This is a genomic window from Streptomyces sirii (assembly GCF_045690365.1).
Taxonomy (GTDB): domain Bacteria; phylum Actinomycetota; class Actinomycetes; order Streptomycetales; family Streptomycetaceae; genus Streptomyces; species Streptomyces sirii.
The window spans coordinates 2,989,439-3,001,880 of the sequence record NZ_CP147982.1; the positions used below are offsets into that span (position 1 = coordinate 2,989,439).

General features: G+C 71.6%; 13 protein-coding genes. 8 read left to right on the top strand and 5 right to left on the bottom strand.

The window, feature by feature from the left end; all coding sequences use genetic code 11:
- Positions 1–43: 43 nt before the first annotated feature.
- Complete coding sequence (locus tag WAB15_RS13475; protein WP_407286368.1) at positions 44–1,060, bottom strand: aldo/keto reductase; 1,017 nt, start codon at positions 1,058–1,060, stop codon at positions 44–46.
- Between the two features lie 7 nt (positions 1,061–1,067).
- Complete coding sequence (locus WAB15_RS13480; protein ID WP_399147925.1) at positions 1,068–1,550, bottom strand: MerR family transcriptional regulator; 483 nt, start codon at positions 1,548–1,550, stop codon at positions 1,068–1,070.
- A gap of 150 nt (positions 1,551–1,700) precedes the next feature.
- Between WAB15_RS13480 and WAB15_RS13485 the strand changes: the two genes are divergently transcribed.
- Positions 1,701–2,522: a serine hydrolase domain-containing protein gene (locus tag WAB15_RS13485; protein ID WP_407286369.1), complete on the top strand. Its 822-nt coding sequence runs from the start codon at positions 1,701–1,703 to the stop codon at positions 2,520–2,522.
- 57 nt (positions 2,523–2,579) lie between these two features.
- Here WAB15_RS13485 and WAB15_RS13490 read toward each other — a convergent pair whose 3' ends face one another.
- Positions 2,580–3,251, bottom strand: a complete 672-nt coding sequence (locus WAB15_RS13490) for a pirin family protein (protein ID WP_407286370.1) — start codon at positions 3,249–3,251, stop codon at positions 2,580–2,582.
- Between the two features lie 57 nt (positions 3,252–3,308).
- Between WAB15_RS13490 and WAB15_RS13495 the strand changes: the two genes are divergently transcribed.
- The 5 genes from WAB15_RS13495 (at position 3,309) to WAB15_RS13515 (ending at position 8,325) form a co-directional block, all read left to right on the top strand.
- A complete protein-coding gene (locus WAB15_RS13495; RefSeq protein WP_399147922.1) occupies positions 3,309–4,493 on the top strand; it encodes a PucR family transcriptional regulator in 1,185 nt (394 codons plus the stop codon).
- Between the two features lie 89 nt (positions 4,494–4,582).
- Entirely contained in the window at positions 4,583–5,548 is a 966-nt protein-coding gene (locus WAB15_RS13500; RefSeq protein ID WP_399147921.1) for an ACP S-malonyltransferase, read from the top strand.
- Positions 5,549–5,561: 13 nt separating this feature from the next.
- Positions 5,562–6,608, top strand: a complete 1,047-nt coding sequence (locus WAB15_RS13505; protein WP_399147920.1) for a ketoacyl-ACP synthase III — start codon at positions 5,562–5,564, stop codon at positions 6,606–6,608.
- 104 nt (positions 6,609–6,712) lie between these two features.
- Entirely contained in the window at positions 6,713–6,961 is a 249-nt protein-coding gene (locus tag WAB15_RS13510) for an acyl carrier protein (protein ID WP_016572342.1), read from the top strand.
- Between the two features lie 77 nt (positions 6,962–7,038).
- On the top strand, positions 7,039–8,325 hold the full coding sequence (locus tag WAB15_RS13515; RefSeq protein WP_399147919.1) for a beta-ketoacyl-[acyl-carrier-protein] synthase family protein: 1,287 nt from the start codon (positions 7,039–7,041) through the stop codon (positions 8,323–8,325).
- Between the two features lie 83 nt (positions 8,326–8,408).
- Here the strand turns inward: WAB15_RS13515 and WAB15_RS13520 are convergent, their stop codons facing one another.
- Positions 8,409–9,335, bottom strand: coding sequence for an NAD(P)-dependent oxidoreductase (locus tag WAB15_RS13520; protein ID WP_399147918.1), 927 nt, complete (start codon positions 9,333–9,335; stop codon positions 8,409–8,411).
- Between the two features lie 73 nt (positions 9,336–9,408).
- Positions 9,409–9,903: a DUF3145 domain-containing protein gene (locus tag WAB15_RS13525; RefSeq protein WP_018088059.1), complete on the bottom strand. Its 495-nt coding sequence runs from the start codon at positions 9,901–9,903 to the stop codon at positions 9,409–9,411.
- A gap of 323 nt (positions 9,904–10,226) precedes the next feature.
- Between WAB15_RS13525 and WAB15_RS13530 the strand changes: the two genes are divergently transcribed.
- The gene (locus WAB15_RS13530; RefSeq protein WP_407286371.1) at positions 10,227–11,138 is read left to right on the top strand and encodes an SGNH/GDSL hydrolase family protein; all 912 of its coding nucleotides are present in this window, start codon (positions 10,227–10,229) and stop codon (positions 11,136–11,138) included.
- Between the two features lie 89 nt (positions 11,139–11,227).
- Entirely contained in the window at positions 11,228–12,295 is a 1,068-nt protein-coding gene (locus tag WAB15_RS13535) for an aldose epimerase family protein (RefSeq protein ID WP_407286372.1), read from the top strand.
- Positions 12,296–12,442 lie beyond the last annotated feature (147 nt).

Sequence of the window (12,442 nt, forward strand, 5' to 3'; positions counted from 1 at the left end):
GCGGGGGGCGTACGCCGGGTCCGCGCCCCGAAGGCCGGGGCGGTCAGTCCCGCCCCGCCGAGGTGAACGACATGTCCGCGTAGCGCGGCCCCGCCACCTCCGCGGCGATCGGCTCCAGGACGGCCAGCTCCTGCTCGGTCAGCCGGATGCCGATCGCGGCGGTGTTCTCCTCGACGCGGGTGCGCTTGCGGGTGCCGGGGATCGGGACGACGGCCAGGCCGTGCGCCGCGGCCCGCTGCTGCACCCAGGCCAGCGCTATCTGGCCGAGCGTCGCGCCGCGGGCCTCGGCGATCTTGCGGATCGGATCCAGCAGCGCGGCGTTCGCGGCCGCGTTGTCGCCGGTGAACCGCGGCTGGTGGCGGCGGAAGTCGTCCTGGCTCAGCTCCTTGTCGGCGCTGACGAACGCACCGGTCAAGAAGCCCCGGCCGAGCGGCGAGTAGGGGACGAGGCCGACGCCGAGCTCGGCGGCCGCCGGCACCACACCGTCCTCGATGTCCCGGCTGAACAGCGACCACTCGGACTGCAGCGCCGCGATCGGGTGCACGGCCTGCGCCGCGCGCAGCTCGGAGCCGGTCACCTCGCTCAGCCCGAGGTGCTTGACCTTGCCCTCGGCGACCAGCTCGGCCATCGCGGCGACCGTCTCCTCGATGGGGACCCGCACATCGCGCCGGTGCATGTAGTACAGGTCGATCTCGTCCACGCCCAGGCGCTTGAGGCTGCCCTCGACGGACTGGCGGATGTAGGCCCGGTCGTTGCGGATGATCCGCTCGGTCGGGTCGTCCGGGTCGAGCGCTATCGCGAACTTGGTGGCGAGCACGATCTCGTCGCGGTGCGCCTGGACGAACGGGGCGATGAACTTCTCGTTCTCCCCCATGCCGTACATGTCGGCGGTGTCGTAGAGCGTCACACCCAGCTCCAGCGCGCGCTCCAGCGTGGCTCGCGCCTCGTCGGCGTCCGTGGGGCCGTAGGCGAAGCTCATGCCCATGCAGCCGAGGCCCTGCACCCCGACCCGGGGACCGCCGGTGCCCAGCTCGACCGTCTCGATCTTCTCGCTGCTCATGGAGACCTCAGAACCTCTCGGACGCCCGCCGGGCGTCGGCATAGATATCGATCTTGTAGTCGAGTACGTCCAGCGTGCTCTGCAGCTCCGCTATCCGCTGGCGTACGTCCTCGCGGTGCGCGGTCAGCAGGTGCTCGCGCTCGGCGAAGGTGGACTCGCCGGCCCGCACCAGCTCGGCGTAGCGGACCATGTCCGCGACCGGCATACCAGTCAGCCGCAGCTTGGTGACCAGGCTCAGCCAGTCGAGATCGCGGTTGGTGAAGCGGCGCTGCCCGGTGTGCGTGCGGTCCACATGCGGCATCAGGCCGATCCGCTCGTACCAGCGCAGGGTGTGGGCGCTGAGCCCGGTGTGCTCGGCCACCTCGCTGATCGTGTACTGGTCGCGGCCGGCCGGGCGCGGGTGCGGCGGCGCGGTGCCGCAGTCGCGCACCTTCGTCGGCAGTCCGCCGGCCGCGCCGCTCGCGACCGGCTCGCTCTGCGTCACCGTCATGCCCCGTCTCCCCTGATTCGCCGGATCTCGCCCGGCTCTTTCGCCGGATCCTTCTCGACGTCCTCAACGCTAGAGACTTGGAGCGCACTCCAAGCAAGCGCCGATCACGCGCAGACTTGACCTGAATTTGGGACCGTTAGGCTCGTGGGCATGCAGAGCCTCCGGATGATCGAGAACTGGCCGGTGCCCACCGCCGCGGCCGCCGTGGTACGAGCCGACGGGGTGGTGGCCGGCTCGTACGGGCCCCTGGAGCAGCGGTTCCCGCTCGCGTCGGTGACCAAGCCGCTGGCCGCGTACGCCGCGCTGCTGGCCGTCGAGGAGGGCGCGATCGAGCTGGACGAACCGGCCGGACCCGAGGGCTCCACGGTGCGCCATCTGCTCGCGCACACCTCCGGGCTGGCCTTCGACGAGCAGCGTGCGATGGCCGAGCCGGGGACCCGCAGGATCTACTCCAACGCCGGTTTCGAAGCGCTGGGCGACCACATAGCCAAGGCGACCGACATCCCCTTCCCGCAGTATTTGCACGAGGCGGTGCTCGCACCGCTGGGCATGTCCGCGACCGAGCTGGCCGGCTCGCCCGCCAAGGACGGCGTCTCCACGGTCGCCGACCTGGTCCGCTTCGCGGCCGAGCTCCAGGCGCCCCGGCTGCTCGCGCCCGAGACGCTCGCGGCGGCGACGCGGGTGGTCTTCCCCGGTCTGACGGGTGTGCTGCCGGGCTACGGCCATCAGAAGCCCAACGACTGGGGGCTGGGCTTCGAGATCCGCGACGGCAAGTCGCCGCACTGGACCGGGGCGCTGTCCTCACCCCGCACGTTCGGGCACTTCGGGCAGTCCGGAACGTTCCTGTGGGTGGACCCGGACGCCCGGGCCGCCTGTGTGGCGCTGAGCGACCGGGCCTTCGGCCCGTGGGCGATCGAGGTCTGGCCCCAGCTGACCGACGCGGTGCTGACCGAGCTGGCCCGGCCGGCCTGACGGCCCCCTCACGGCACCGCGTGCGGGCACCGGGCGTCCGGGGCCCGCGCGCCCGCCTCATCCGTGCCGAGGCTCCGCCGCCATCTCCCACACCAGGCACTCCGACGCGGCCAGCCCCGTCAGCTCCAGGCCGGCCCCGTCGGTGATCCGGGCCGCGTCGCCCGCCCGTAGCGCCTGTCCGCCGAGCCGTACGGCGCCCCGCACCACGTGCACATAGGCCCGTGCGGCGTCCGGGACCGCGGTGCGCTCGCCGTCGGCCAGGCGGCGCAGGTGAAGCATGGCGTCGGCCCGCGGGACCGCGTAGGGGGTGCCGTCGGCGATGCCGCGCACCACCTCGTAGGACGGCTCCCCGCCGAATTCGGTCGGCGCCAGCCACATCTGGACGAAGCGCAACGGCCGGTCGGACGTGTTGCGCTCCACATGCCGTACGCCGCCCGCCGAGCTGAGCCGCTGGAGATCGCCGGGGCGTACCGTGGTCTCGTGGCCGGCCGAGTCGCGGTGGGTCAGCTCGCCCTCGATCACCCAGGTCACGATCTCGGTGTCGCGATGCGGATGCTCGTCGAAGCCCGCGCCGGCCGCCAGCCGCTCTTCGTTGCAGGCGATCAGCGCGCCGAAGCGCAGGTTGTCCGGGTCGAAGTGGGGCCCGAACGAGAACGCGTGCAGCGACTCGATCCCGGCGTTCGGATCGCCGCCCCGATAGCGTTCCGCGCCCCTGCGCACCTCAATCATCGGCCCACCGTAGCCCCACCCCCTCACCTCCCCGTCCCGATAGTGCAGGCTTGTCCCGTGTCTGAACCCGCATCGCGCGACGCGCACCCGCACTCCGCGACCCTCCGGCGCCTGGAGAACTCGTCCGGCAAACTGGCCGCCGCGGCCATCGCCCGCATGGACGCCACGCTGCCGTGGTACCGCGCGATGCCACCGGAGAACCGCTCCTGGATCGGCCTGGTGGCCCAGGCCGGTATCGCCGCCTTCACCGAATGGTTCCGGCATCCGGAGACCCCGCAGGCGATCAGCACCGATGTCTTCGGTACGGCGCCGCGCGAGCTGACCCGGGCGATCACGCTGCGCCAGACCGTGGAGATGGTCCGCACGACCATCGAGGTCATGGAGACGGCCATCGACGAGGTCGCCGCCCCGGGGGACGAGTCGGTGCTGCGCGAGGCGCTGCTGGTCTACGCCCGGGAGATCGCCTTCGCCACCGCCCAGGTGTACGCCCAGGCGGCCGAGGCGCGCGGCGCGTGGGACGCCCGGCTGGAGTCGCTGGTGGTCAACGCGGTGCTGTCCGGGGAGGCCGACGAGGGCGCGGTCTCGCGGGCGGCGGCGCTGGGCTGGAACTCCCCCGAGCATGTGTGCGTGGTGCTGGGCACCGCCCCGGACGGCGACAGCGAGCTGACCGTGGAAGCGATCCGGCGGGCTGCCCGGCACGCCAAGCTCCAGGTCCTCACCGGCGTGCTGGGCTCCCGCCTGGTGGTGATCGCGGGCGGCTCGGACAACCCGCTCAAGGCGGCGAAGGCACTGATCGGCCCGTATGCGGCCGGTCCGGTGGTGGCCGGTCCGGTGGTCTCGGACCTGCTGGCCGCGACCCGGTCCGCACAGGCCGCGGCGGCCGGGCTGCGGGCCTGCGCCGCCTGGCCGGACGCCCCGCGCCCGGTCCTCGCGGACGATCTGCTGCCGGAGCGCGCGATGGCCTCGGACCCGGTGGCGCGAGACCAACTGGTGGAGGAGATCTACAGACCGCTGGAGGAGGCGGGGTCCGCGCTCCTGGAGACGCTGAGCGTCTATCTGGAGCAGGCGAGCAGCCTGGAAGGCGCCGCCCGGATGCTCTTCGTCCACCCCAACACCGTGCGCTATCGGCTCCGACGTGTGACAGACGTCACCGGGTGGTCGCCCTCCGATGTGCGCTCGGCGTTCACACTCCGTATCGCGCTGATTCTGGGGCGTCTGGCTGACGGTGAGGCCCAACCCTAGACTTTTGTCGGAGACCAACAATTACCCCGATGGTTCTTCGTCCCTGTCCCCACGGGCGGACGGAACCACCCACAAGAGAGAGTGTGAGGGTGCTCGTACTCGTCGCTCCCGGCCAAGGCGCTCAGACGCCCGGCTTCCTGACTCCCTGGCTCGACCTCCCCGGTGTCGAAGACCGGCTCCGTGAGTGGTCGGCAGCCATCGACCTGGACCTGGTCCACTACGGCACGAAGGCCGGCGAGGAGGAGATCCGCGACACCGCGGTGGCGCAGCCGCTGCTGGTGGCCTCCGCCCTGATCTCCGCCCGCCGGCTGTTCGCGACGGCCGACGACTTCGCCGCCCAGGTCGGCGCGGCTGCCGGCCACAGCGTCGGTGAGCTCGCCGCCGCCGCGCTGACCGGCGCGGTCTCCGACGAGGCCGCGATGACGCTGGTGCGCAGGCGCGGCCAGGCGATGGCCGAGGCCGCCGCCGTCACCGAGACCGGTATGGCCGCCCTGCTGGGCGGCGACGAGTCCGTCGTCATCCCGCATCTGGAGCAGCTGGGCCTGACCCCGGCGAATGTGAACGGCGCCGGTCAGATCGTCGCCGCGGGTACCGCCGAGCAGATCGCCGCGCTGGTCGAGAACAAGCCGGAAGGCACTCGCCGGGTCGTACCCCTGAAGGTCGCCGGCGCGTTCCATACTCACCACATGGCACCTGCCGTCTCGGCTCTGGAATCGGCGACCTCCCAGCTCTCGGTCGCCGATCCGCACACGCGTTACGTCTCCAACAAGGACGGGAAGCTGGTCTCCTCCGGTCAGGAACTGGTACAGCGCCTGGTCGGCCAGGTGGCCAACCCCGTGCGCTGGGACCTGTGCATGGAGACCTTCAAGGAGCTCGGCGTCACCGCGCTCATCGAGGCCGCCCCCGGCGGTACGCTCACCGGTCTTGCCAAGCGTGCGCTGCCCGGAGTGCGGACCCTCGCCCTCAAGACGCCCGACGACCTCGACGCGGCCCGCACGCTGATCGCCGAAGCGGGATCGGTCGTCTCCGCCGCAGGCTCTGCACCGGCCGAATAGGAGTCCGAAGCGCATGACCTCGAAGATCAAGCCCTCGAAGGGCGCCCCGTACGCGCGGATCATGGGTGTCGGCGGCTACCGCCCGACCCGTGTCGTGCCCAACGAGGAGATCCTCAAGCACATCGACTCGTCCGACGAGTGGATCCGTTCGCGGTCCGGCATCGCCACCCGCCACTGGGCGAGCCCGGACGAGACCGTCGCGACCATGTCGATCGAGGCGTCCGGCAAGGCGATCGCCGACGCCGGCATCACGCCCGAGCAGATCGGCGCCGTGATCGTCTCCACCGTCTCGCACTTCAAGCAGACGCCGGCCATCGCGACCGAGATCGCGCATCGCATCGGCGCCGGCAAGCCGGCCGCCTTCGACATCTCGGCGGGCTGCGCGGGCTTCGGCTACGCACTGACCCTGGCCAAGGGCATGGTGGTCGAGGGCAGCGCGGAGTACGTGCTGGTCATCGGCGTCGAGCGGCTCTCGGACCTGACCGACCTGGAGGACCGCGCGACGGCCTTCCTCTTCGGCGACGGCGCCGGCGCGGTGATCGTCGGCCCGGCCAAGGAGCCGGCGATCGGCCCGACGGTCTGGGGTTCGGAGGGCGACAAGTCCGAGACCATCAAGCAGACCCTCGGCTGGGACGTCTACCGCTCCACCCCGCTCCCCGGGGGCGACGGGCCCGAAGCGCGCCCCGCCCTGGAGGAGATCCGGTACCCCGCCATCACGCAGGAGGGCCAAGCGGTCTTCCGGTGGGCGGTGTTCGAGATGGCGAAGATCGCCCAGCAGGCGCTGGACGCGGCCGGAGTCAGCCCGGACGACCTGGACGTCTTCATCCCGCACCAGGCCAACATGCGGATCATCGACTCGATGGTGAAGACTCTGAAGCTGCCGGAGAGCGTGACGGTCGCCCGCGACGTGGAGACCACCGGCAACACCTCGGCAGCCTCCATTCCGCTCGCCATGGAGCGGCTGTTGGCGACCGGGCAGGCCAAGAGCGGTGACACCGCGCTGGTCATCGGCTTCGGGGCGGGTCTCGTCTACGCCGCGACGGTCGTTACCCTCCCCTAGGCAAGATCTGCGCAGCACCGCATGTCCTCGGACGTGTCGGCCGCCGCACGGACCTTCACCACAAGTAACGCAGTTCCCCTTAAAATGACCGAAGGAGCGCCATCATGGCCGCCACTCAGGAAGAGATCGTCAAGGGTCTCGCCGAGATCGTGAACGAGATCGCCGGCATCCCGACCGAGGACGTCCAGGTGGACAAGTCCTTCACCGACGACCTGGACGTCGACTCGCTGTCCATGGTCGAGGTGGTCGTCGCCGCCGAAGAGCGCTTCGACGTGAAGATCCCCGACGACGACGTCAAGAACCTCAAGACGGTCGGCGACGCGACCGACTACATCCTCAAGCACCAGAGCTGATCCAGCTCCCGCGCATGTCGCCACCTGGCGGTGGCGCCGTCGATTCAGACCCCTCTACCCGTGGAGTAAGAATTCCCGTGAACGCGACCAATCGCACCGTGGTCGTCACCGGTATCGGCGCAACCACACCGCTGGGTGGCGACAGCGCTTCGACTTGGGAGGCCCTGCTCGCCGGACGCTCCGGTGTCAGCAACCTCGACCAGGACTGGGCCGCCGACATGCCCGTCCGCATCGCCGCGCAGGCGGCCGTCGACCCGTCGGAGGTCCTCCCCCGGGCGCAGGCCCGCAAGCTGGACCGCTCGGCGCAGTTCGCCCTGATCGCCGCCCGCGAGGCCTGGGCCGATGCCGGTTTCACCGCCAAGGCCGGTGAGCCCGACCCGGCCGCCGGCGACGCCGGCTCGGTCAACCCCGACCGGCTCGGCACGGTCATCGCCTCCGGCATCGGCGGTGTGACCACCCTGCTCGGCCAGTACGACGTGCTCAAGGAGAAGGGCGTACGCCGCGTCTCCCCGCACACGGTGCCGATGCTGATGCCCAACGGCCCGTCCGCAAACGTCGGCCTGGACGTGAACGCCCGCGCGGGTGTGCACACCCCGGTCAGCGCCTGTGCGTCCGGCTCCGAGGCGATCGGCTACGCCATCGAGATGATCCGTACGGGCCGTGCCGACATCGTCGTCGCGGGCGGTACGGAGGCGGCCATCCACCCGCTGCCGATCGCCGCGTTCGGCAACATGATGGCGATGTCGAAGTCGAACGACGACCCGCAGGGCGCCTCGCGCCCCTTCGACACCGGGCGCAACGGCTTCGTCATGGGTGAGGGCGCCGGCGTCATCGTCCTGGAGTCCGCCGAGCACGCCGCCAAGCGCGGCGCCAAGGTCTACGCCGAGGCGGTCGGCCAGGGCATCTCCGCCGACAGCCACGACATCGTGCAGCCCGAGCCGTCCGGCAACGGCATCGCGCACGCGCTGCAGAACCTGCTGGACAACACCGATCTCGACCCGGCGGAGATCATGCACGTCAACGCGCATGCCACCTCCACGCCGCAGGGCGATCTGGCCGAACTGAAGGCGCTGCGCAAGGTCTTCGGCGACGACACCGACCACATGGCGGTCTCCGCCACGAAGTCGATGACCGGTCACCTCCTGGGCGGTGCGGGCGGTATCGAGACGGTCGCCTCGATCCTGGCGCTGTACCACCGGACGGCCCCGCCGACGATCAACGTCGAGGAGCTCGACCCGGAGGCCGACGCGGACGTCGTCCGTGGCGAGGCCCGCAAGCTGCCCGCCGAGGGCCGGATCGCGGCCCTGAACGACTCGTTCGGCTTCGGCGGCCACAACGTCGTGCTCGCCTTCCGCACGGTCTGACGAGGACGACGCGCCCCATACGCCAAGGGCCCGCCCGGTGAACCGCACCGGGCGGGCCCTTGGCGTGTCCCTAGGGCCTGCCCTTAGGGCCTGGCCTCCCCTGTCCCGGGGGAGAGGCCCTGGTCGTCGAAGCTCGCGAAGTACGCGGCCGCGCCGTCCTCGTCACCGTGACCCAGCTCCTCGGCCCGGCGAAAACGCTCGGCGGCCGCCGCCGCCAGATCCATCCGTACGCCGGCGTCCCTGGCGGCCCCGGTGATGAGCCGGGCGTCCTTGCGGGCCGCGGACACCGTGAAGCTCGCAGGGTAGTTCCCGGACAGGATCAGCTCGGATTTCAGCCGCAGATACGGCACGTCGAGCGCCCCGCCGGCGACCGCGGCGAGGAAGTCGCGCGGGTCGACCCCGAGCCCCTCGGCGAGCGCGAGCGCCTCCCCCGTGCCGTTGATGAGGGTCAGCACCCAGCTGTTGACGACGAGCTTGAGGCGGCTGGCCGCCCCGCTCGCGGCGTCCTCGCCGACCCAGTGGGTGGCACTCCCGACGATGTCGAAGACCTGCCCGGCGCGCTCGCGCACTTCCTGTGGGCCGGCCGCCAGGATCGTCAACTCGCCTTTCTCCGCCGGTGCTTTGGTGCCCAGGACCGGGCAGTCCACGAGGCGCAGCCGGTGCTCGTCGGCGAACCGGGCGAGCGGGGCGACCCCTTGGAGACCCACCGTGCTCGTCTGGAGCCACACCGCACCGGCCCGGAGCGCCGGCGCCGCCTGCCGCAGCGCGTCGAGGACTGCGTCCCCGTCGTGCAGCATGGTCAGGACCACCTCGGCGCCGTCCACCGCGTCGGCGGGGGTGTCCCCGATCCGGACCCCGTCGGCGGCCAGCGGTTCGGCCTTGGCGCGGGTGCGGTTCCAGGCGCGGACGTCGAGTCCGGCCCTGGCGAGGTTGCGGGCCATCGCCGTGCCCATGATTCCGGTGCCGAGCACCGCCACTGAGGGGGTGTCGGAAGAGTTGCTGTCGGCCATGGCGGCACGCTAAGGGCTGGAGTGAACTCCAGGGCAAGCGCGGCCGGCGTGTCGGGGGAGCACTGAACGGGCGTCAGACGACCTGGTGGAGCCAGCGGACCGGGGCGCCCTCGCCGGCGTACCGGAACGGCTCCAGCTCGTCGTCCCAGGGCTTGCCGAGGAGTTTGGCCACCTCGGCGGCCAGCTCGGTCTCGCCGCGCGCGGAGCGGGCGACCGCGGCGCGCAGCCGGTCCTCGGGGATCAGGATGTCGCCGTGGATGCCCGTGACGGCGTGGAAGATGCCCAGGTCGGGGGTGGAGCTGTAGCGCTCGCCCTCGGCGGTGGAGCAGGGTTCCGCGGTCACCTCGAAGCGCAGCAGATGCCAGCCGCGCAGCGCGGAGGCCAGTTTGGAGGCCGTACCGGCCTCGCCCTGCCAGGAGAACTCGGCTCTCCACGTACCCGGGGACGCCGGCTGGCGGATCCAGTCGAGGTTGACGCGCACCCCGAGGACGCCCGCCACTGCCCATTCGACGTGCGGGCACAGCGCGCGCGGAGCGGAGTGGACGTACAGAACTCCACGTGTCGTCACCGGGACCTCCAGTGCGGTTCGAGGTTCGCCTTCCCCAGCGGCCTCGTGCCCGTTCCGGTTGCGGCCGGGACAGTTGCCATTCTGCCCCAGTGATCACTTCGGCACCAGCATGCGAGGTGACCTACAGTAAACACCATTGGGCGGAATTTGCCGCAAAAGGGACAGGAAATGACGTGATGTAATTTGTCTGTGCCGACTGCACTTGCCACTTTGGGTCACCGCCCGGCAGGCACGGGGCAAAGCTACCGCGCAGTGCCAGGCGAAAGGGTGACGTACCGTCGGTACCCGAAGAGATATCACTCGCACGCCGGAGGGGACAGGGGATGACGCAGATCGATCGACCCTTTCGCCCCCGACGCAGCCGCACCGGCCGCCGAATCTCACGCACCGTAGCCGCCGCTACCGCCCTGCTGATCACCCTGGCCGCCTGTAGTGCCGGCGGCGACCCCGCCCCGCACTCCAGCGCTTCGGGCAAGCAGCGGGCCAAGCAGGCGCCCACATGGCGGACCGACCCCGGCTCGCTCGCGGCGCTCGGCGACTCGATCACCGTCGGCTTCGACGCCTGCACGGTGCTCTCCGACTGCCCCGAGGTCTCCTGGGCCACCGGCACCGACCCCAAGGTCGACAGCCTGGCCCGGCGGCTGGTCACCCACCCCGCCACCCAGAGCTGGAACTTCGCGAAGACCGGCGCGCTGATGAGCGATCTGCCGGTCCAGGTCGCCTCGGCCGTCCGGCGCAAGCCCGAACTGGTCACGGTCCTGATCGGCGCGAACGACGCCTGCCGGCGCAGTGTGGGCGCGATGACGCCGGAGGCGTCCTTCCGCGCCGACTTCGCGCGGTCGCTGACGTCCCTGCGGCGCGCCCTGCCGCACACCCAGGTGTATGTCGCCGCGGTGCCGGATCTGCTGCGGCTGTGGTCCGAGGGCCGTAAGAACCCGCTCGGCAAGGAAGTGTGGAAGCTGGGGATCTGCGGATCGATGCTGCGCGACCCGGACGATCTGACGAAGCCGGCGCAGGACCGGCGGGCGAAGGTCCGGGCGCGGGTGGTCGCGTACAACGCGGCGCTGGCGGAGGTGTGCGGCAAGGATCCGCTGTGCCGGTTCGACGGCTCGGTCTTCGACTACCGCTTCACCGACCGGCAGTTGAGCACCTGGGACTGGTTCCATCCGGGCGCCCGCGGCCAGAAGGAACTCGCGGAGCTGGCCTTCCGGGCGATCACCCGCAGGCCGGCATAGCCCGGTCGGGGCACGGCTCGGACACGCCGCGGTAGCCGTCCGCGGTCCCCGGAGGGCACCGGACGGCCGCCCGGCTTAGGCTCGCGGCCATGAACACGCAGGTCGGCAGGGAACCCTTCGGCACGCTGGGCGACGGCACCGGCGTCGACCGCTGGACCCTTCAGGCCGGCTCCGGGGCGGGCGCGCTACGGGTGGGGGTGCTGACCTATGGCGGGATCGTCCAGAGCGTCGAGGCCCCCGACCGGGACGGGGCGACGGCGCAGCTGGCGCTCGGCTTCGCCGATCTCGCGTCGTACGTCGTGCACGGCGGGTCGTACTTCGGCGCGCTGGTCGGGCGGTACGCCAACCGGATCGCCGGGGCGCACTTCGCGCTCGACGGCAGGACGTACCCGCTGACGCCGAACGACGGGCGCAACAGCCTGCACGGCGGGCCGGGCGGCTTCTCCCGGGTGGTGTGGGACGCCCGGGAGGTCGAGGGCGGAGTGGAGCTGCACCGGGTCGGCCCGGATGGCGAGGAGGGCTTCCCCGGCACCCTGGACGTGCGCGTGAGGTACACCGTCTCCGCCGGACCGGGCGGCGCGGCGCTACGGATCGCCTACCGCGCGCGGACCGACGCTCCGACGGTCGTCAGCCTCACCAACCACACCTATCTCAATCTGGGCGGGGACGGCAGCGGCAGCGCCACCGGGCACGAGCTGCGGCTGGCGGCGTCGCGGTACACGCCCGTCGACAGCACCGGTATTCCGCTGCCGGGCGCGCCCGCCGAGGTCGCCGGCACCCGCTTCGACTTCCGGACGGCACGGGCGGTGGACGGCGCCTACGACCACAACTTCGCGCTCGACGGCGGGGTGAGCGAGCAGCCGCGCAGGGTCGCCGAGCTGTACGACCCGCGCTCGGGCCGCGCACTGGAGCTGGCCACCACCGAGCCGGGCCTGCAGCTCTACACCGCCGGTCATCTCGACGGCACCCTGATCGGCACCTCAGGGTTCCCCTACGGCCCGGCGGCCGGTCTCGCCCTGGAAACCCAGCACTTCCCGGACTCCCCCAACCGCCCGGATTTCCCCGGCACGGTCCTGCGGCCCGGCGCGAGCTACCGCTCGGAGACCGTGTACGGATTCTCGGTGCGGGCGCCCCGGGCCGGCGCGGAGGCCGCCTGAGGGCGGGGGTCCCCCTAGGGGAGTGTCATACCGTGCGGTGACGACAAGGTCATACCGTGCGGCGACGACCGCGGGGCGGCGAAGGCCGAAGATGGGCTGTGATCGGTTCCGATCCGTTCCGACCGTCGCCTGCCCCGGGAGAACTCG